This is a genomic window from Pseudomonas sp. TE3644 (genome assembly GCF_056278815.1).
Genome location: NZ_JBWBQF010000001.1, coordinates 6,323,025 through 6,343,383, shown reverse-complemented (window position 1 = coordinate 6,343,383; position 20,359 = coordinate 6,323,025). Strand labels below are relative to the sequence as shown.

The 20,359-nt window shown below is 61.9% G+C and carries 18 protein-coding genes and 1 pseudogene; 16 read left to right on the top strand and 3 right to left on the bottom strand.

All coding sequences use genetic code 11. From position 1 onward, the window contains the following. Window positions 1–781 precede the first annotated feature (781 nt). Window positions 782–2,206 (bottom strand): aspartate ammonia-lyase, encoded by a 1,425-nt coding sequence (locus ACZ9GA_RS28160; protein WP_457359142.1) that lies wholly within the window; start codon window positions 2,204–2,206, stop codon window positions 782–784. Window positions 2,207–2,374: 168 nt separating this feature from the next. Here ACZ9GA_RS28160 and ACZ9GA_RS28155 point away from each other — a divergent pair, with 168 nt between their 5' ends. The 7 genes from ACZ9GA_RS28155 to ACZ9GA_RS28125 all read left to right on the top strand — a co-directional run bounded on the left by ACZ9GA_RS28155 (window position 2,375) and on the right by ACZ9GA_RS28125 (window position 7,006). After that, complete coding sequence (locus ACZ9GA_RS28155; RefSeq protein WP_455920847.1) at window positions 2,375–3,289, top strand: LysR substrate-binding domain-containing protein; 915 nt, start codon at window positions 2,375–2,377, stop codon at window positions 3,287–3,289. 173 nt (window positions 3,290–3,462) lie between these two features. Then, complete coding sequence (locus ACZ9GA_RS28150; RefSeq protein WP_027980848.1) at window positions 3,463–3,888, top strand: hypothetical protein; 426 nt, start codon at window positions 3,463–3,465, stop codon at window positions 3,886–3,888. Further along, on the top strand, window positions 3,885–4,055 hold the full coding sequence (locus ACZ9GA_RS28145) for a hypothetical protein (protein WP_457359145.1): 171 nt from the start codon (window positions 3,885–3,887) through the stop codon (window positions 4,053–4,055). The genes ACZ9GA_RS28150 and ACZ9GA_RS28145 overlap by 4 nt, the downstream gene beginning before the upstream one ends. 411 nt (window positions 4,056–4,466) lie before the next feature. After that, window positions 4,467–4,958, top strand: a complete 492-nt coding sequence (gene purE, locus ACZ9GA_RS28140) for a 5-(carboxyamino)imidazole ribonucleotide mutase (protein WP_027980847.1) — start codon at window positions 4,467–4,469, stop codon at window positions 4,956–4,958. Window positions 4,959–4,967: 9 nt separating this feature from the next. Beyond that, a complete protein-coding gene (locus ACZ9GA_RS28135) occupies window positions 4,968–6,050 on the top strand; it encodes a 5-(carboxyamino)imidazole ribonucleotide synthase (protein ID WP_457359147.1) in 1,083 nt (360 codons plus the stop codon). 91 nt (window positions 6,051–6,141) lie between these two features. Next, on the top strand, window positions 6,142–6,390 hold the full coding sequence (locus ACZ9GA_RS28130) for a GlsB/YeaQ/YmgE family stress response membrane protein (protein WP_457363633.1): 249 nt from the start codon (window positions 6,142–6,144) through the stop codon (window positions 6,388–6,390). A 76-nt stretch (window positions 6,391–6,466) separates the two neighbouring features. Further along, entirely contained in the window at window positions 6,467–7,006 is a 540-nt protein-coding gene (locus ACZ9GA_RS28125; protein ID WP_455920843.1) for a DUF3299 domain-containing protein, read from the top strand. Window positions 7,007–7,128: 122 nt separating this feature from the next. Here ACZ9GA_RS28125 and ACZ9GA_RS28120 read toward each other — a convergent pair whose 3' ends face one another. Both ACZ9GA_RS28120 and ACZ9GA_RS28115 read right to left on the bottom strand, forming a co-directional pair. Beyond that, complete coding sequence (locus ACZ9GA_RS28120) at window positions 7,129–8,028, bottom strand: D-hexose-6-phosphate mutarotase (protein WP_457359149.1); 900 nt, start codon at window positions 8,026–8,028, stop codon at window positions 7,129–7,131. A gap of 68 nt (window positions 8,029–8,096) precedes the next feature. Next, window positions 8,097–8,498, bottom strand: a complete 402-nt coding sequence (locus ACZ9GA_RS28115; RefSeq protein ID WP_027980842.1) for an acyl-CoA thioesterase — start codon at window positions 8,496–8,498, stop codon at window positions 8,097–8,099. A 365-nt stretch (window positions 8,499–8,863) separates the two neighbouring features. Here ACZ9GA_RS28115 and ACZ9GA_RS28110 point away from each other — a divergent pair, with 365 nt between their 5' ends. The 9 genes and pseudogenes from ACZ9GA_RS28110 to ACZ9GA_RS28070 all read left to right on the top strand — a co-directional run bounded on the left by ACZ9GA_RS28110 (window position 8,864) and on the right by ACZ9GA_RS28070 (window position 20,274). Further along, window positions 8,864–10,153, top strand: coding sequence for an MFS transporter (locus ACZ9GA_RS28110; RefSeq protein ID WP_457359151.1), 1,290 nt, complete (start codon window positions 8,864–8,866; stop codon window positions 10,151–10,153). 103 nt (window positions 10,154–10,256) lie between these two features. Beyond that, the gene (locus tag ACZ9GA_RS28105) at window positions 10,257–10,826 is read left to right on the top strand and encodes a hypothetical protein (protein WP_457359153.1); all 570 of its coding nucleotides are present in this window, start codon (window positions 10,257–10,259) and stop codon (window positions 10,824–10,826) included. A gap of 396 nt (window positions 10,827–11,222) precedes the next feature. Then, window positions 11,223–12,209 (top strand): phosphate ABC transporter substrate-binding protein PstS, encoded by a 987-nt coding sequence (locus ACZ9GA_RS28100; RefSeq protein WP_457359155.1) that lies wholly within the window; start codon window positions 11,223–11,225, stop codon window positions 12,207–12,209. A 139-nt stretch (window positions 12,210–12,348) separates the two neighbouring features. Continuing rightward, window positions 12,349–14,634 carry an ABC transporter permease subunit gene (locus tag ACZ9GA_RS28095; RefSeq protein WP_457359157.1) on the top strand — a complete coding sequence of 762 codons (2,286 nt, stop codon included), beginning with the start codon at window positions 12,349–12,351 and terminating at the stop codon, window positions 14,632–14,634. Window positions 14,635–14,650: 16 nt separating this feature from the next. Beyond that, a pseudogene (gene pstA, locus ACZ9GA_RS28090) lies at window positions 14,651–16,322 on the top strand (phosphate ABC transporter permease PstA). A gap of 83 nt (window positions 16,323–16,405) precedes the next feature. Beyond that, window positions 16,406–17,242, top strand: a complete 837-nt coding sequence (pstB, locus tag ACZ9GA_RS28085) for a phosphate ABC transporter ATP-binding protein PstB (RefSeq protein ID WP_457359159.1) — start codon at window positions 16,406–16,408, stop codon at window positions 17,240–17,242. 123 nt (window positions 17,243–17,365) lie between these two features. Then, window positions 17,366–18,124, top strand: a complete 759-nt coding sequence (gene phoU, locus ACZ9GA_RS28080) for a phosphate signaling complex protein PhoU (RefSeq protein ID WP_457359161.1) — start codon at window positions 17,366–17,368, stop codon at window positions 18,122–18,124. 162 nt (window positions 18,125–18,286) lie between these two features. Beyond that, window positions 18,287–19,186, top strand: a complete 900-nt coding sequence (locus tag ACZ9GA_RS28075; protein WP_457359163.1) for a response regulator — start codon at window positions 18,287–18,289, stop codon at window positions 19,184–19,186. Between the two features lie 191 nt (window positions 19,187–19,377). After that, window positions 19,378–20,274, top strand: a complete 897-nt coding sequence (locus tag ACZ9GA_RS28070) for a peptidoglycan DD-metalloendopeptidase family protein (RefSeq protein ID WP_457359165.1) — start codon at window positions 19,378–19,380, stop codon at window positions 20,272–20,274. The last annotated feature ends 85 nt before the right edge of the window (window positions 20,275–20,359 follow it).

The following is a 20,359-nucleotide window of genomic DNA, read 5'->3' as shown; positions in this document are numbered from 1 at the left end:
GTTTAGTGCATGAACAATGCCAGTTGCCCGCGGTTTTTGATTAGTTAGAAAATCCGTTAAATATTAATTAGTTAGATTATGTTGGCTAAAAGTTGCGCGTTTTACAGGTGAAACAAGGTTTCTTATGTGGCACGGATATGCACACTCATTGAGCGCACTTTGTGTAACTGCGAGAAAAGAGTGCTTTTTGAAGTAACGCTGGGGGAGGGGGTGGCAGATTGTTTGAGGGGTGAAGCGGCTTCCACTACTGTCTTGAGCGGCCCAACAAGGCTGACGACGCCGATCCCACAGGCCATGGCACGTTGCAACAAATGTAGGAGCCGGGCTTGCCCGCGATGCGCCGCGCGGGCGGCGCTCGATCTCAAGACCGCCCTAAAATCATCGACATCCGCCTCTGAGGCCCACCGCAGGCCCGTAGCCGCCGCCAGGCTGCGCTGGTCCTGTGCCTCGCTGGGGATCTCCAGTGGCCATAAGGGCCAGCGCAGCCTTCGGCAGCGGCTACAGGGCTTGTCTTGATGTATGTGGCGTTCTTGAGATCGAGCGCCGCCCGCGCGGCGCTTCCCCGCCTCACGCGCAAGCCCGGTCCCACATTTTGTTGCAACGTGCCATGGCCTGATGGATCGGCATTGCCCGCTTTGTGGGTTCGACATCGAGGCGGTGTCGCGGCATTTTCGCTCAGGCAAAAAAAAGGGCCCGCGGGTTTAAGCCCGGGGCCCTCAAAAGGTGAGAGGTGTCTAGTCCCTCGACCTGGTGAGCGGTGTAGCTGGCGTGGTGCCGAAGGTCAGGCCTTCAGGGGCACCAGGCGTGGAGCAATCATGTTTTCTGGGCGCAGGATGTCTTCCAGGCTGGCTTCGTCGAGCAGCCCTTCCTCACGCACCAGCTCCAGTACGCCACGGCCCGTTTCCAGGGCAACGCGGGCGATACGGGTGGCGTTCTCGTAGCCGATGTACGGGTTCAGTGCGGTAACCAGACCGATCGAGTGTTCGACCAGTTCGCGGCAGCGCTGTTCGTTGGCGGTGATGCCGACGATGCAGTGCTCGCGCAGCATATCCATGGCGCGCTGCAGCAGGCGGATCGAGTCGAAGATCTTGTAGGCGATCAGCGGTTCCATCACGTTCAATTGCAGCTGGCCGCCTTCGGCCGCGATGGTCAGCGCCAGGTCGTTGCCCATGATCTCGAAGGCACACATGTTCACGGCCTCCGGGATTACCGGGTTGACCTTGCCTGGCATGATCGAGCTGCCTGGCTGGCGGGCCGGCAGGTTGATCTCGTTGATGCCGGTGCGCGGGCCGCTGGACAGCAGGCGCAGGTCGTTGCAGATCTTCGACAGCTTGACCGCGGTACGCTTGAGCATGCCGGAGAACAGCACGAAGGCGCCCATGTCGGAGGTGGCTTCGATCAGGTCGGCGGCTGGTACCAGCGGCTGGCCGCTGATGGTGGCCAGGCGCGACACGGCCAGGGCCTGGTAGCGCGGGTCGGCGTTGATGCCGGTGCCGATGGCGGTACCGCCCAGGTTGACTTCGGTCAGCAGCTCCGGCGCCAGGCTGCGCAGACGGTTGAGGTCTTCGGTCAGCGTGGTGGCGAAGGCGCGGAATTCCTGGCCCAGGGTCATCGGTACCGCGTCCTGCAGCTGGGTGCGGCCCATCTTCAGTACGTGGGCGAACTCCTGGCCCTTGGCCGAGAACGCTTGAATCAGGCTGTCCAGGCTGGCCAACAGGGCGTCGTGGCCCAACAGCAGACCCAGGCGGATCGCGGTGGGGTAGGCGTCGTTGGTCGACTGCGCCATGTTCACGTCGTTGTTGGGGTGCAGGTATTTGTACTCGCCCTTGCTGTGCCCCATGGCCTCCAGCGCGATGTTGGCGATGACTTCGTTGGCATTCATGTTGGTTGAAGTGCCAGCGCCGCCTTGAATCATGTCCACCACGAACTGCTCGTGGAAGTCACCGCGGATCAGGCGAGCACAGGCTTCGCTGATGGCGGCGTGCTTGGCATCGCTGAGGTGGCCCAGCTCGCGGTTGGCGTCGGCTGCGGCCTGTTTGACCATGGCCAGGCCCACGACCAGCTTGGGGTAGTGCGAGATCGGGACGCCGGAGAGACGGAAGTTGGTTACCGCCCGCAGGGTCTGGATGCCGTAATACGCTTCAGCGGGGACTTCGAGAACGCCAAGCAGGTCTTTTTCGATGCGCGGTGATGCAGCGGAGGACATGATAGAGATAATCTCAATGTGGACCCGGCATGTGCCGGAACGCTGCCAATGCTAGGCTTGTGGCCAATCGTCGGCCAATGCTGTTAGACACTGCCCTATGCATAAACGGCATAATAGGTCGTGTGACGCATCAGTCTTCGAAAACGTATGGCGCCCGGGAGGTCGCGGATGAATCTTGAGAGTAAATGGCTGGAGGATTTCAGCGCCCTGGCCGCCACCCGCAGCTTTTCCCAGGCCGCCGAGCGCCGATTTGTCACCCAGCCCGCGTTCAGCCGCAGGATCCGCAGCCTGGAGGCCGCCCTGGGCCTGCAGCTGGTGAACCGTTCGCGCACGCCCATCGAGCTGACGGCGGCGGGGCAGTTGTTCCTGGTGACGGCGAGAACCGTGGTGGAACAGTTGGGCGAAGTGTTGCGTCATTTGCATCACTTGGAAGGTGGGCAGGGCGAAGTCATGCAAGTGGCGGCAGCGCACTCGCTGGCGCTGGGCTTCTTCCCGCACTGGATCGCGCAGCTGCGAAATGAAGGTTTGAACATCGCCACCCGGCTGGTCGCCACCAACGTCGGCGACGCGGTGCATGCGCTGCGTGAAGGTGGCTGCGACCTGATGCTGGCCTTCTATGACCCGGATGCTGCGTTGCAGATGGACGCCGAAATCTTCCCGTCGCTGCACCTGGGCCATACCGAGATGATCCCGGTGTGCGCGGTGGGGCCCGATGGCAAGCCGCTGTATGACCTTGAGCACGACATCAGCTTTCCTTTATTGGGCTATAGCACCGGGGCCTTTCTGGGCCGGTCGGTGAACCTGCTGCTGCGCCAGCGTAACCTGCGCTACACCACGGTGTATGAAACGGCCATGGCTGACAGCCTGAAAAGCATGGCGCTGGAAGGCCTGGGCATCGCCTGGGTGCCGCACCTGAGCGCCAAGGCCGAGCTCAAGCGCGGCGAGTTGGTAGTATGCGGCGGCCCGCAGTGGCATGTGCCGCTGGAGATTCGCCTGTATAGATGTGCGCTGGTGCGCAAGGCCAACGTGCGCCTGTTGTGGCGCAAGCTGGAAGGCGGTGCGGCGGGCACCCCAGCCCTGTAGCCGCTGCCGCAGGCTGCGCGGGCCCCTGAGTACACTTGGGATACTCAGTGGGGATGAGGGCCAGCGCAGCCTGCGGCAGCGGCTACAGGGGTGGTTGAGGTTTGAACTTCAGTTCTTTAGGCTGGCGCGTCAAATGGATTGCCTGCACCAGACAGGCTTTAAAGGATGAATGAATGCCCAGCTTTTATGATTATTTCAAAGAGAATATGGAAGGCTTGGGGCTGCCAGCTCCCGAGTCGCTATTCGGTAATGTAACGACGGCAGTGGCTACCGCGACGACCCTGCTTACCCAGATTGATAAGTTCGGCAAGACGGTCACCGTTGGGGAGTTGATAACAGCAGGAACCCGGCTGGAAAAGCTTGCGGTGATCGGCGCCTGCTCAGCGGCCTTTTACGTAGGTGCAGTCATTGGCAGTATCGCCGTGGCGACTGGCCGTAGCCTTTCGGGAGGCCTGTCACTTGCCGACGTATTGGCATCGGCCCGAGACAATAACCTGCAGCGCGGCTGGTTGACTGCCAGCTTGGCCAAACATCCAGGCATCTACCAGCCTCAAGTGCAGGGCAGGCGCCATTACCTCTACGCCAAGGGGTTTGTATGAAGGATTCCTTGCTACTGTTGATCACCGCCCTGGCCGTAGCGCTCGTGGCGTGGGCGTTCTGGCATTTCTCAGGCGTCGATGGCTTCGCAATCCTGAACCTCCTTGCGTTGCTGCTATTGGCAGCAGATAACCTGAGACTGCGCCGCCAGCTCAAGCGCAACGCCTGAACGTAAACCACGTTGTCTGCATCGCGACTAAAGTTGGCTCCTACGCCGTGCTTGGTAGGAGCCGGCCTTGGCCGCGATGCACGCGACGCCATCGCCAGTGTAAACACCTTCCCGTAGCCGCTGCCGCCAGGCTGCGCTGGCCCGCGAGTACACTTGAGAGCTCCAGTGTGGATAGGGGCCAGCGCAGCCTGACGGCAGCGGCTACCGTTGTCGGGCGTTGACTTGAAAGTCAGTAAAACCGCTGTTTTCAGCGCTGATAGAAGGTCTATTTATCCACGTTCTTTGCGGTATACTGCGCGGCCTTCGGTCGGTTTTACCGGCCATAATTCGTATAACAAGCCACGCCGGGTTTCCTGCGTGGCTTGTTGTTTTTTGACGCGCCTGCGGGCGCCCAAGAGAAGAGGCTCGACGATGAGTGCACTGGTTGGCGTGATCATGGGCTCCAAGTCCGATTGGTCCACCCTTAGCCACACCGCCGATATGCTGGACAAGCTCGGTATTCCGTACGAAGTCACCGTGGTTTCGGCCCACCGTACGCCCGACCTGCTGTTCCAGTATGCCGAGGAAGCGGAAAGCCGCGGAATCGAAGTGATCATCGCCGGTGCCGGTGGCGCTGCCCACCTGCCAGGCATGTGCGCGGCCAAGACCCACCTGCCAGTGCTGGGCGTGCCGGTGCAGTCCTCCATGCTCTCGGGCGTCGACTCGCTGCTGTCGATCGTGCAGATGCCGGCCGGTGTGCCGGTTGCCACCCTCGCCATCGGCAAGGCTGGCGCGATCAACGCAGCGCTGCTGTCGGCCAGCATCCTGGGCGCCAAGCACCCGCAATTCCACGCCGTGCTCAAGCAATTCCGCACTGAACAGACAGACAGCGTGCTGGAAAATCCAGACCCGCGTCAGGCCTGAGGCTCTTTCATGAAGATCGGTGTTATCGGTGGCGGCCAGCTGGGCCGCATGTTGGCCCTGGCGGGTACCCCGCTGGGTATGAACTTCGCATTCCTGGACCCGGCGCCAGACGCCTGTGCCGCGCCCCTGGGCGAGCACCTGCGCGCTGACTACGGCGACCAGGACCACCTGCGCCAACTGGCCGACGAAGTCGACCTGGTGACTTTCGAATTCGAAAGCGTCCCGGCCGAAACCGTGGCCTTCCTGTCGCAGTTCGTGCCGGTGTACCCGAGCGCCAATGCCCTGCGCATCGCTCGCGACCGCTGGTTCGAGAAAAGCATGTTCAAGGACCTGGGCGTGCCTACCCCCACGTTCGCCGACATCCAGTCGCAAGCCGACCTGGACGCGGCCGTGGCCAGCATCGGCCTGCCGGCCGTGCTGAAAACCCGCACCCTGGGTTACGACGGCAAGGGTCAGAAAGTACTGCGCAGCCAGGCTGACGTGGAAGGTACCTTCGCCGAGCTGGGCAGCGTTCCGTGCCTGCTGGAAGGCTTTGTGCCGTTCACCGGCGAAGTGTCGCTGATTGCCGTGCGCGCCCGCGACGGCGAAACGCGTTTCTATCCGCTGGTGCACAACACCCACGACAGCGGCATCCTGCGCCTGTCCGTGGCCAGCACCGATCACCCGCTGCAGGCCTTGGCCGAAGACTACGCGGGCCGTGTGCTCAAGCACCTGGATTACGTGGGCGTGCTGGCGTTCGAATTCTTTGAAGTCGACGGTGGCCTGAAGGCTAACGAAATTGCCCCGCGCGTACACAACTCCGGGCACTGGACCATCGAAGGCGCCGAGTGCAGCCAGTTCGAAAACCACCTGCGCGCCGTGGCCGGCCTGCCGCTGGGCTCGACCGCCAAGGTCGGCGAAAGCGCCATGCTCAACTTCATCGGCGAAGTACCGCCGGTGGACAAGGTCATCGCCATTGACGACTGCCACCTGCACCACTACGGCAAGGCGTTCAAGGTTGGCCGCAAGGTGGGCCACGCTACCCTGCGCAGCGCCGACATGGCTACCCTGCAGCAGCAGATCAAGGCTGTGGAAGCTCTGATCGGCGCCTGACAAGGGAACCTCCTCTGCAGTGAGCCCTCTGATTGCAGGAAGCCAAAGCGCAACTAGGCTTTGGCTAATGCAGTCAATCAGAGGGTTTAACATGGGCATTATCGGCACCATCTTCATCGGCCTGATCGTTGGCTTGCTGGCGCGTTTTCTCAAGCCCGGCGACGACAGCATGGGCTGGATCATGACAATCCTGCTGGGTATCGGCGGTTCGCTGGCCGCGACCTATGGCGGTCAGGCGCTGGGCATTTACCAGGCGGGCCAGGGCGCCGGTTTCCTCGGCGCGCTGATCGGCGCGATCATCCTGCTGGTGCTGTACGGCATGATCAAAAAAAACGACTGACATTCGCCCAATGGCCCTCTCTGCTGGCGCGCAGAGAGGGCTAGAATGCCCGACTCATTTTGTGTCGAGGCCCTTCATGCGCCGTATTCTTCTTGCCACCTTATTCGTCTGCAGCGGCCTTGTTCACGCCGCCGAAAAACTTCCGGAAACCGACTGGCTTTCGCTGATGCCCAAGTCGGATCAGAAGGCCCTGGAAGCCATGCCGGAAATTACCCACAACACCCCTGAGGGCGACGGCAACTTCACCCACAAGGGCGGCCTGAAGCAAAGCAAGGGGCTGCCGGCGGTGATGTATTCCACCAAGACCGTGGCTGAGATGGATGGCAAGAACATCCGTATCGGCGGTTATCCGGTGCCTCTCGAGACGGACGCCAAGGGCCGCGCCACGTCGTTCTTCCTGGTGCCGTACCCGGGCGCCTGCATCCACGTGCCGCCACCGCCGCCCAACCAGATGATCCTGATCCGCTACCCCAAGGGCTTGAAACTGGATGACATCTACACGCCGCTGTGGGCGATCGGGACGTTGAAGGTTGAGAAGGTCAGCAATGACATGGCCGATGCGGCGTATGCGATGGATGCGTCGAAGGTGCGGGTGGTGGTGGAGGCGGACCTCTAACCCACATCACGTCGAACCCGTAGCCGCTGCCGCCAGGCTGCGCTGGCCCTCGAGTACACTGGAAATCTCCAGCGAGGTTGAGGGACAGCGCAGCCTGGCGGCAGCGGCTACAGGCGGGGGGGTTACAGCGCTTCGCTGACCAGGGTGAAGCCCAGCGTATGCTCGGCGCCTGGCAGCAACACCACCACATCATCCATCACGTTGGCCGTCTCGATGCACAGCATGCGCTGCCAGCCATCGTCGGCCATGTCGCTGAGCTGCGCGGCGCGGTCGATCCACGGGTTCCAGATAACGGCTGCATTGGAGCCGCTGCTGGTGATGCGCACGCGACGCTTCCACGCCGGGTCAACGATGGTCAGTTGCGACGGCACCTGCTGATAGATACGGTCAGTCTCGCCCGCGAAACGCAGCTCATTGGCCTGTTCGCGCACCTGCCAGTCTTCCAGAGTCTCGATGTACTTGAGGTTGGCCACGCCTTCCACGTGTACATCGCGCACGTCACTGACGGCGAAGTAGCTGTGCAGCGCCTGGCTGATGGTGATCGGCTCGTCGCCCAGGTTGCTGGTGGTGAGGCTCACGCCCAAGTGGTCGCCCAGCACGATGCTCAACTTCAACGACGCCTTGTGCGGCCAGCCCGGCAATTTGCCTTCGGCCTCGGGCAGGGTGAAGTCGATGCGCAGGTTGTCATCGGTGGCGCTGTCGATGCCATGCAGCTGCCAGTCCATGGCCCGGACCAAACCGTGCGCGGGTGCAGAGTCGGCCTTGTACATGGCCTGCACCGATTGCGGGTTGCGCGCGTAGTTGCCGAACCACGGCCAGCACACCGGCACGCCTGTGCGCACGGGGGTGCCATGCTTGAACACCGCCTGGTCGTTGAGCCAGATCAGCGGCTGTTCACCGTCGCGTTGATAGCTGAGGATCTGCGCGCCCTGTTGGGCAACCAGCAGTTCGGCACCGCTGTGGCTGATGCGCCAGCAGTTCAGTTCATCCAGTTTGACTGACTCGACCTGGGGGGTAGACATGCGCAGTTCTCGCTTCCTATCAATAGATATGCAGTTGACCCCGAAACGGCCGTCAAGTTTGCCGATGCTCAGCGCCGCGGCGGCACCGAACGGGTGCGGCCGCTGCCATCGATGGCCACGAACACGAACACCGCTTCGGTTACTTTGCGCCATTCGCTGGACAGAGGATCGTCGCTCCACACTTCGACCATCATCTGGATCGAGCTGCGGCCGATTTCCAGGGTCTGGGTATAAAAAGACAATTGTGCGCCCACTGCAACGGGTACCAGAAATGCCATGCGGTCGATGGCGACGGTAGCCACGCGGCCGCCGGCCACTTTGCTGGCCATGGCGGTACCCGCCAGGTCCATCTGGGACACCAGCCAGCCGCCGAAGATATCGCCGAAGCCGTTGGTCTCGCGCGGTAGCGCGGTTATCTGCAAGGCGAGATCGCCTTGTGGAATAGGATCTTCTTGTTCGAGTTCAATCATGCTCGGGGTGCCTCTGACCCAAAACTCTCAATTGCGCTGGCGTTATACGATGCGCCCCTTGATAAAGCGATTCAGCCTAATACTACGCTGCTTTCGCCAAGGGAGGCGCTATTAGGGTAACTCTGCGAAATCGGCTAACGCATATAGCGACGTTTTCGCACAAACACCCCGTATACAAACAGAAAATTCCTACAGACGCGCAGTATATAGAGCGATATCTGTAGCGACGACCGTCCTGGCGCATTTATCGGCTGGAAATCACTAAACATGTGCTTTTTCCAGCAATTTGCTATCGTGCCCCACCTGCCAAGCCGCAAGCAGCCCTGGTGAGGGTTGCCGTAACGCCTATAAGAGAAGCCCCAATCATGACCTCCGTGCCCTCCAGTCACGCGCAACCGGCGCGTCCCCTGACCCGCAACGACTACAAGACTTTGTCGCTTTCCGCCCTGGGCGGTGCGCTGGAGTTCTACGATTTCATTATTTTCGTGTTCTTTGCCACCGTGGTCGGCAAATTGTTTTTCCCCGCCGACATGCCCGAGTGGCTACGCCTAATGCAGACCTTCGGCATCTTTGCCGCCGGCTACCTGGCCCGCCCCCTTGGCGGCATCGTCATGGCGCACTTCGGCGACCTGCTGGGCCGCAAGAAGATGTTCACCTTGAGCATCTTCATGATGGCCGTGCCGACGCTGATCATGGGCCTGCTGCCGACTTACGCGCAGATCGGCCTGTGGGCGCCGATCCTGCTGCTGTTGATGCGGGTGATCCAGGGCGCTGCCATCGGCGGTGAAGTGCCAGGCGCCTGGGTATTCGTGTCCGAGCACGTGCCGGCGCGCTACGTAGGCTATGCCTGCGGCACGCTGACGTCGGGTTTGACGGCGGGCATCCTGCTCGGTTCCCTGGTGGCGACGCTGATCAACAGCCTGTACAGCGCCACCGAGGTATCGGACTACGCATGGCGCATCCCATTCTTGCTGGGTGGCGTGTTCGGCCTGATGTCGGTGTACCTGCGCCGCTGGTTGCACGAGACCCCTGTGTTCGCGGAACTGCAACAGCGCAAGGCGCTGGCCGATGAGGTCCCGTTGCGTGCCGTGCTGCGCGACCACCGTGGCGCCATCGCCGTATCGATGCTGCTGACCTGGTTGCTGTCGGCCGGCATCGTGGTGGTGATCCTGATGACCCCGACCGTGCTACAGACTGTTTATGGCTTCTCGCCGTCCGTGGCCCTGCAGGCCAACAGCCTGGCCATCGTGTTCCTGAGCATCGGTTGCGTGTGCGCCGGCGCCCTGGCAGACCGCCTGGGTGCGGGCCGTGTGTTCGTGGGTGGCAGCCTGGCGCTGCTGGTCAGCTCGTGGGTGTTCTACCACAGCCTGCATGCGCACCCGGACTGGTTGTTCCCGCTGTACGCGCTGACCGGCCTGTTCGTCGGTACCATCGGCGCGGTGCCGTACGTGATGGTCAAGGCATTCCCGGCGGTGGTGCGTTTCACCGGCCTGTCGTTTTCCTACAACCTGGCGTACGCCATCTTCGGTGGCCTGACGCCGATGATCGTGACCTTGCTGCTGAAATCGGACCCGATGGGGCCTGCTTATTATGTTGCAGGGATTTGCATGATTGGTTTGGCGGTGGGCTTGTACCTGCTGGCCAAAAAGCGCTGAACCCCCGCTGCGCGGGCGTTTCGCCCGCGCATCAACACTTCGCTGCCGTCTGACTTAGACGGCGCAGCGTCGGTCCACCATGCAGGAAACGTCCCCGAAAAGCATGGCAAAATCCTCGGCTGAAAAAGCCGGAGCAAATGGATTGCCACCCAAGCCTCATACCCCAACGCTTTCGCCTCGATATGCCACCCATCTGCATCAGGATGATTTTATCGCCCATCCTCAGACAGGCCGGCAAAGCTATGGGTTGATACCTGAGATGAAAAACCGGGGGATAGCTCTACCGTCAGGTGAGATCCATTTGCGTGCAGGTCGGCACATCGGACCAAACAAAGGCTATGGCGTAAACCATATCTGGAAGGAGCATGCCCATGAGCTGCCCAAGTGGGGCTGCAAGCTGATAGATGGAGTGGCGGAGTATGTAGCTTCAGTCATTGTGCACAAGGCGCCGATCTACTGCGAGTTTCACCAGACCAGAAAAGGGTATCGGGTAACGGTGTTACGCAGTGCCAAGGGCTATGTCATCCTTGAGCCAATTCAGCTGGACGACGAAGCGCTTCAATTCTATTCGGTAGTGACTGCTTATCGGATGCAGCGCCGTGGTCATGGGACTCTAGTAGGGAACGTAATCGGCGTGAGCTCGCCGGATCCCAAAAGCAAAAAAGACGCGTGAGCGTCTTTTCAAGAAGGTGGGAGGGCTTGTAGTCGCAGCGCTTCACTTAGCTAATCATGATGAATCCATCACGATTGGGTCGCGAGCTAACCGTTGAAGCTTGGTTACCGCTACTCAGGGTGGTGCGCCCTGCGATCCGCACTGTCGGTCAATAGCCACCGTGACACCGAACAGCAATGCTCTTATCGAGCCCTCAACAACCATTTTCGAGCAATGGAGACAGGGTGTCAACGACGTGACATCTAAGGTAATGCGATTGGCCGGGGTTGCTTTTGGATGGAAACATCCCGTAATGGCCATTCATCCGCCTGTCATAATCCATACATAGAATGTTCACATGGGCCGCCAATACTTCGCCCAACCCCATTCGAACCACCTATTCCCAGGACTCACCCCATGACAATCAAGCGTTTGATGGCCGCGATCAGCTTCGTCGCCGCGGGTGTCGTCACCGTCCAGGCCTCTGCCGCCGTGGACCCTGCGATTCCGGCCTACGTGAAGACCACCGGCGTGTCGGGCAACCTGTCCAGCGTTGGCTCCGACACCCTGGCCAACCTCATGACCCTGTGGGCCGAGGCGTATAAAAAGGAATACCCGAACGTCAACATCCAGATCCAGGCCGCCGGTTCCTCCACCGCGCCGCCAGCGTTGACCGAGGGCACTGCCAACTTCGGCCCCATGAGCCGCCGCATGAAGGACGTGGAGCTGCAGGCTTTCGAGCAGAAGCACGGCTACAAGCCCACGGCTATCCCGGTGGCAGTGGATGCTCTGGCGGTGTTCGTGCACAAGGACAACCCTATCGAGCACCTGACCATGGAGCAGGTGGACGCGATTTTCTCGGCCAACCGCCTGTGCGGCGCCAAGGCCGAGGTCAAGACCTGGGGCGACCTGGGCGTGACGGGCGACCTGGCCAACAAGCCGGTGCAGCTGTTCGGCCGCAACTCGGTGTCGGGCACTTATGGCTATTTCAAGGAAGAGGCGCTGTGCAAGGGTGACTTCAAGCCCAACGTCAACGAGCAGCCAGGTTCGGCGTCGGTGGTGCAGTCCATCAGCAGCTCGCTCAACGGCGTGGGCTATTCGGGCATCGGCTACAAGACCGCCAGCGTGAAGACCGTGGCCTTGGCCAAGAAGGGCACCACCAACTTCGTCGAAGACACCGAGGAAAATGCCCTGAACGGCAAATACCCGCTGTCGCGCTTCCTGTTCCTGTACGTCAACAAGGCGCCGAACAAGCCGCTGGCGCCGATGGAAGCCGAATTCGTGAAGTTGGTGCTGTCACAATCCGGTCAGCAGATCGTGGTAAAAGATGGTTACATCCCGCTCCCGGCCAAAGTCGCCGCCAAAGCGCTGGCAGATTTGGGGCTGAGTGAAGGCTCAAAGTAAGTAGAATGGCTGGCGAGGCCGGAATAGAGGCCTCGCTTAACGATTCACCTGGTGTGCTGCCCAGCTTGGCTGGGCGGCAGACCTTGCTGCGTCAGTCTGCTGTCATGTTTCTGTCATACGAGGCCGCTAGGGTGTGCGCATGAATGATCTGGCCAACTCTGCAACGACACCGCCCAAGCCCCCGGCGCGCATTGATTTCAATACTCCGGAGCTGGTGCGCAAGCGCAAATGGCGCGCGCTGAACGACCACCTGACGCGGTGGTACGTGCTGGTGGGCGGCTTGGCCGTGCTCGCTGCCATCACCCTGATCTTCTTCTATCTTGCCTACGTGGTGCTGCCCCTGTTCCAGGGCGCCGAGCTGGAAACCAGGCCGGCGCTGACCCCCGCCTGGGAACAGGATGGCGGCAAGCCGCTGATGCTTACCCTTGAAGAGCAGAACCGCGTTGGCATGCGGGTTTCCGACCTTGGCCAGGTGCTGTTCTTCAGCACCAAGGACGGCGCCGAGGTGAAGCGCGTGAACCTGCCGTTGCCTGCGGGCGTGAGTGTGGCGTCCATCGGTGAGGACCAGCCGGGCAGCCCGCTGGTGATCCTGGGTCTGTCCAACGGGCAGGCGATGATCTTCCGCCACACCTACAAGGTCACCTATCCCGAGGGTGAGAAGACCATCACCCCCAACGTCGAATTCCCTTACGGGCAGGCGCCGCTGACCCTGGATGACCAGGGCAGGGCGCTGGAGCACGTCAACCTGAGCGCCACCGATACCGCCCTGGTCGTGGCCGGCTCCACCGGTCCGCAATTGCATGTGATTTCCCTGACCAAAGAGGAAAACATGCTGACCGGCGAGAGTGAGACCACCCAGGCCACCATCGAACTCCCGCAGATGACCGAGCAGGTCAAGGCCATCTTCGTCGACCCGCGTCAGCAGTGGCTGTACGTGATCAATGGCCGCGCCCAGGCCGACGTCTTCAACCTGCGCGACAAGAGCCTCAACGGTCGCTACAAGCTGCTTGAGGACGCCAACGCCGAAGTCACCGCCAGCACCCAATTGGTTGGCGGCGTTTCGCTGATCATCGGTACCTCCAAAGGTGGCCTGGCCCAGTGGTTCATGGCCCGTGATGTCGACGGCGATCCACGCCTGACGCACATCCGTGACTTCCAGATGGGCAGCACGCCCATTGTCGATATCACCGCCGAGCAGCGCCGCAAGGGCTTTATCGCCGTCAACGCGGCAGGACAGCTGGGCGTGTTCCACAGCACCGCGCACCGTACCTTGCTGATTGAACAAGTGGCCCAGGGCCCCGGCATCGTGGCGCTGTCGCCCCGTGCCAACCGCATCCTGGTGGAAGAGGGCGGCCGGCTGCTGAAACTGGTACTGGTCAACCCGCACCCCGAGGTGTCGTGGAGCGCGCTGTGGGACAAGGTCTGGTATGAAAACTACGACGAACCCAAATACGTCTGGCAGTCCACGGCCGCCACCTCCGACTTCGAGCCCAAGCTGAGCCTGGCGCCGCTGACCTTCGGCACCCTGAAGGCGGCGTTCTACGCCATGTTCCTGGCTGCGCCGCTGGCCGTTGCTGCAGCCATCTACACCGCCTATTTCATGGCCCCGCGCTTGCGCCGCAAGGTCAAACCGGTGATCGAGCTGATGGAGGCCATGCCCACGGTGATCCTCGGCTTCCTTGCCGGCCTGTTCCTGGCGCCGTACCTGGAAGGCCATCTGCCGGGCATCTTCAGCCTGTTGCTGCTGACGCCGCTGGGTATCCTGCTGGCTGGCTTCGGCTGGAGCCGGCTGCCAGAAAGCATTCGCCTGCGGGTGCCGGACGGCTGGGAAAGCGCCATTCTGGTGCCGGTGATCCTGCTGGTGGCCTGGTTCTCGCTGTTCATGAGCCCGCACCTGGAAAATTGGTTCTTCGACGGCGACATGCGCCTGTGGATCAACAACGACCTGAAAATCACCTATGACCAGCGCAACGCCCTGGTGGTGGGCCTGGCGATGGGCTTCGCGGTTATCCCCAACATCTATTCGATTGCCGAGGACGCCGTGTTCAGCGTGCCGCGCAGCCTGACCCTGGGCTCGCTGGCGCTGGGCGCCACGCCTTGGCAGACGCTGACCCGCGTGGTGCTGCTGACCGCAAGCCCGGGGATTTTCTCGGCGCTGATGATCGGCATGGGCCGCGCCGTGGGCGAAACCATGATCGTGCTGATGGCCACTGGTAACACACCGGTGATGGACATGAACCTGTTCGAGGGGATGCGCACCCTGGCCGCCAACGTGGCGGTGGAAATGCCCGAGTCGGAAGTGGGCGGCAGCCACTATCGCGTGCTGTTCCTGGCCGCGCTGGTGCTGCTGCTGTTCACCTTCGTGATGAATACCCTGGCCGAACTGATCCGCCAGCGTCTTCGCAAAAAATACTCGTCGCTTTGACAGAAGGTAGCGATCGGTGAAAAACGATTCCCTCAAAGGCTGGTTCAACAGCGGTTCGCCCGGCGTATGGCTGAGCGGCGGCGCGGTGTCCATCGCCGTGATCATGACCGTGGGCCTGCTGGCGCTGCTGGCCGTACGGGGCCTGGGCCACTTCTGGCCGGCCAACCTGGTGCACGCCACCTACGAAGTACCCGGCCAGCCGGCCAAGGTGCTGATTGGCGAAGTGGTACAGAAAGAAGAAGTGCCGCGTGCCCAACTGGCCGGCGCCGGGCTGCCGGTACCGGCGCAAGGCCCCGAATTCATGACCCGCGAGCTGATCAAGGTCGGCAACCGTGACATTGGCGGCATGGACTTTGTATGGGTGGTCGGCGACTGGCTGCGCGAGCAGAGCAAGCCCCTGGAGCTGGTGACCATCGAGCGCCGCGAATGGGGCAACTTCTACGGCTACCTGGTCAACATCAAGGAAAACGGCCAGGTGGTGGCCGAAGGCGATGCAGTGTTCGACCAGCTGTACCCGCGCATTGACCGCGTCAAGGACCTGGACCGCCAGCTCAAGCGCCTGGAAAAAGGCGAAATCGGCTCGATCAACGCCCAGCTCGAACGCATCCGCCTGCACAGCCGCAAGCTGGAGCTGGAGCACCGCCTGGACGCCACGGCCCAGGCCGACATGGACGCCGAGCGCGCCGCGCTCAAAGGCCAATACCTGGACATCGAATCGCGCCTTGGCGACCTGCACCAGGCCATTAACCGCGACAGCCTGACCGTGCGCGACATCAACGGCAAGGTCATGGAAATCAGCATGGGCAAGGTGCTGCACGCCTACCAGCCCAACGCCATGGGCCTATTCAAGAAGCTGGGCTTCTACTTCGGCAAGGTCGGCGAGTTCCTCAGCCAGGACCCCCCGTGAAGCCAACACCGAGGGCGGCGTGTTCCCGGCCATCTTCGGCACCGTGATGATGACCCTGATCATGGCCATGATCGTCACCCCGTTCGGCGTGCTGGCGGCGGTGTACCTGCGCGAGTACGCCCGCCAAGGGCCCATGACCCGGCTGATCCGCATCGCCGTGAACAACCTGGCCGGCGTGCCGGCGATTGTCTATGGCGTGTTCGGCCTGGGCTTCTTCGTATACGTGCTGGGTGGCTCGCTGGACCGCCTGTTCTTCCCCGAGGCCTTGCCGGCGCCGACCTTCGGCACCCCGGGCCTGCTGTGGGCATCGCTGACCCTGGCGCTGCTGGCGGTGCCGGTGGTGATCGTGGCCACCGAGGAAGGCCTGGCGCGCATCCCGTTGAGCCTGCGCGAGGGCTCGCTGGCCTTGGGCGCGACCAAGGCCGAGACCCTGTGGAAAATCGTTCTGCCCATGGCCAGCCCGGCCATGATGACCGGCATGATCCTGGCCGTGGCCCGCGCCGCCGGCGAGGTGGCCCCGCTGATGCTGGTGGGTGTGGTGAAGATGGCACCGTCGTTGCCGGTGGACGGCAACTACCCGTACCTGCACCTGGACCAGAAGATCATGCACCTGGGCTTCCATATTTATGACGTGGGCTTCCAGAGCCCCAACGTCGAGGCCGCGCGCCCGCTGGTGTATGCCACGGCGTTGCTGCTGGTGATGGTGATTGCCGCGCTGAACCTGTCGGCCGTCGCCCTTCGTAACCACTTGCGCGAGAAGTACAAGGCCCTGGACAACTGATCGTCCGCTTGTCACTCGCCCGCCGCCCCCTCATCGCGAGGCGGGCGGCTCAACCAACGCACTGAATGCGTAGGGAGCCACCCATGCAGCAAGATCCCAACAAGCCCGGCGGTGTCAGCCTCTCGGCCATCGGCCGCAAGCGCCAGGGCCTGAGCATGGCCAACGAAACGCTGGCCATTCAGGTGCCCGGCCTGAACCTGTACTACGGCGCCAAACAGGCACTGTTCGACGTGGCGCTGGATATCCCCAAGCAGCGCGTCACCGCCTTCATCGGCCCGTCGGGTTGCGGCAAGTCGACCCTGCTGCGCACCTTCAACCGCATGAACGACCTGGTGGACGGCTGCCGCGTGGAAGGCGAGATCAACCTCGACGGCCACAACATCTACCGCAAGGGCGAGGACGTGGCCGAGCTGCGCCGCCGCGTTGGCATGGTGTTCCAGAAGCCCAACCCGTTCCCCAAGACCATCTACGAGAACGTGGTGTACGGCCTGCGCATCCAGGGCATCAACAAAAAGCGCGTGCTGGACGAGGCCGTGGAATGGGCGCTGAAGGCGTCCGCCTTGTGGGATGAGGTCAAGGACCGCCTGCACGAGTCGGCGCTGGGCCTGTCCGGCGGTCAGCAACAGCGCCTGGTGATTGCCCGCACCATTGCCGTGGAGCCGCAGGTGTTGCTGCTCGATGAGCCATGTTCGGCGCTCGATCCGATTTCCACGCTGAAAGTTGAAGAACTGATCTACGAACTGAAATCCAAATACACCATTGTGATCGTGACCCACAACATGCAGCAGGCGGCCCGGGTGTCCGATTACACGGCGTTCATGTACATGGGCAAGCTGGTGGAGTTCGGGGATACGGATACCCTGTTCACCAACCCTGCGAAACGGCAGACCGAGGATTACATTACCGGTCGCTATGGCTAGAGGTAGCTGCGGCTTGCGGCCCCACGCTGCAAGCAGATGCGGTACTGCGTTTGTGTTCTGGATCACCACTTAACCACTTGTAGATTGCAGCTTTAAGTCTCAAAGCTGTCGCGGAGCGACCCGATGATTGATAAAGATAGCCTTACGCACCACATCTCCCAGCAGTTCAATGCCGAACTGGAGGAAGTCCGCAGCCACCTGCTGGCCATGGGCGGCCTGGTGGAGAAGCAGGTCAACGACGCAGTCATCGCGCTGATCGAGGCCGACTCGGGCCTGGCCCAGCAAGTACGCGACGTTGACGAGCAGATCAACCAGATGGAGCGCAACATCGACGAGGAATGCGTGCGCATCCTCGCCCGTCGCCAGCCGGCCGCTTCCGACCTGCGCCTGATCATCAGCATCTCCAAGTCGGTGATCGACCTGGAGCGCATCGGCGACGAATCCACCAAGATCGCCCGCCGCGCCATCCAGTTGTGCGAAGAAGGCCAGTCGCCGCTTGGCTATGAGGAAGTGCGCCACATCGGCGACCAGGTGCGCCGCATGGTGCGTGACGCGCTGGACGCCTTCGCCCGCTTCGACGCCAACCTGGCGCTGGCGGTGGCCCAGTATGACAAGACCATCGACCGTGAATACAAGACCGCCCTGCGCGCGCTGGTCACCTACATGATGGAAGACCCGCGCTCTATCTCCCAGGTGCTGAACGTGATCTGGGCCCTGCGTTCGCTGGAGCGCATCGGCGATCACGCGCGCAACATCTCGGAACTGGTGATTTACCTGGTGGGTGGTAAGGACGTCCGTCACCTGGGCATGGCGCACATGCGTGAAGCAGTGCAGGGTCGTCGCGATACGGCTAATGTTCCGGGCGTTTCGGACGATAAGTAAGACTGCCCGACTACAAATGCCTGGCCTGGTGCCAGGCATTTTTGTTTACGGTGCGTGAAAAGAAAGGCACCCCGTGAACGAAGAGTCCCGGCGTGACTAATAAGTTTTGGCAAATGGCCATCAGTCAGCGCTATGCTTGCCGGGTAATCTTAGGAGTGGTCAATGAGTAAGGTCAGTGTGCTGGTTGTGGATGACGCGCCGTTCATTCGCGACCTGGTGAAGAAGTGTCTGCGCAACGCGTTCCCCGGGGTGACCACGGAAGACGCGGTGAACGGCCGCAAAGCCCAGGCGCTGTTGATGAAGGACAGCTTCGACCTGGTGCTGTGCGATTGGGAAATGCCTGAAATGTCCGGCCTGGAGCTGCTGACCTGGTGCCGCGAGCAGGAAAATCTCAAGGCGATGCCGTTCATCATGGTGACCAGCCGTGGCGACAAGGAAAACGTGGTGCAGGCCATTCAGGCCGGCGTTTCCGACTTCATCGGCAAGCCGTTCACCAATGAGCAGTTGCTGACCAAGGTGAAGAAGGCGCTGGCCAAGATCGGCAAGCTCGATACCTTGATGGCCTCGCCAAGCCGCGCCAGTTCGGCCTTCGCCAATGATTCGCTCAGTGCCTTGACCGGTGGCAAGGCCGACGTGGTCAGCCCTGCCGCAGCGCCGGCGGCCCGCGGTGGCCTGCTCAATAACGCCCCCCGACCAGCGGCCACGCCAGCGGCTGCGCCAACGGGCAGCCGTGGCCAGGGCCAGCTGCGCCTGTCCAGCGGCAACCAGCAGTGCATCATCAGGGGCCTGAGCCTCAAGGAAGCGCAATTGGTAGTGCGCCGCGGGGAAGTGTTGCCTCAGGTGCTGGAAAACGCCGTGCTGGACCTTGAGCAAGGCGACAACGCCGAAGTGGCGCGGCTCAATGGCTACCTGCACGCCATCGCGGCTCACGAGCCCAAGCCGGACAGCGACTGGCTGCAACTGACGTTCCGTTTCGTCGACCAGGATGCGCAGAAACTGGACTACCTCTCGCGCCTGATCGCCCGCGGCACCGCGCAGAAGCACTTCGTACCCGGCGCCTGATAGCGGATATCTGTAGCCGCTGCCGCCAGGCTGCGCTGGCCCGCATGCCAGCCGGGATTTCCCGGGTGCATGCAAACGCCAGCGCAGCCTGCGGCAGCGGCTACGCTGTCACATCCCGTTTATCTGTTTGGCGAACGGGGGCCTCAGAGCTGCTAATCTTTGCTCCAGGCCCATTATTCCAGATTGCCATCATGCAGCTACGCTCCCTCCTTTTCTGCGTCCTGGCCATCGTCTGCGGCCAGGCTGGCGCTACCACCATCTACAAATACACCGACGCCTATGGCGTGACTTCCTACACCGACCGGCCCACCCGAGGCGCCAAGGTGCTGGTATTTGCCGACCGCATGAACGAACGGTTGGACCAGCAGGTGCACTTGAACGTCGGTAAACAGCCTGGCGTAACCACTTTTTCCGCGCGCAATGACCTGTACGCCCCGGTTGAGGTAGAGCTGCGCCTGAACAACCTGGGTAACGTGCGGCCGGGTACGCCGTCGGTGGTGCGCAAAGTGTTGCCGGCGCGCTCCACACTCGTTCTGGCTACCCTGGTGGCGCAAAAGCCTGGGCAGCCGCTGAGGTTCTCGCAAAAATTCCGTTATTCGCTGGGTAACCCGTCAATGGTCGCCCAAGGCTATCAATACCCGTTGCCATGGGTAGGTGGGCCCTTTCGGTTGACCCAGGGCCCCAACGGCACCTTCAGCCATTTTGGCCCCAGAAGCCGCTGGGCCATGGATATCGCCATGCCGGTGGGGACGCAGATCATCGCCGCGCGGGGCGGCACCGTGGTGAAGGTGGAGAACAGTCAGGGCAGTGGTGGCGCCAACCCTTCGGGCAACTTTGTGCGGATCCTGCACGATGACGGCACGATGGGGGTTTATCTGCACTTGATGCAAGGTTCGGTGAGTGTGCGCGAGGGGCAGTACGTGGCAGTGGGCACGCCGCTGGCGCGCTCCGGCAATACCGGCAACAGCACCGGCCCGCACCTGCATTTCGTGGTGCAGCGCAACGTGGGGCTGGGGCTTGAATCGATTCCCTTCCAGTTCAATCAACCGGTGGGCAGCTTGCCCAACTTTGCGTTGGGCAATAAATGATGTGTCGTCTGCATCGCGGCCAAGGCCGGCTCCTACCACGGACGGCGTAGGAGCCGGCCTTGGCCGCGATGACGTCGGTGGGGGC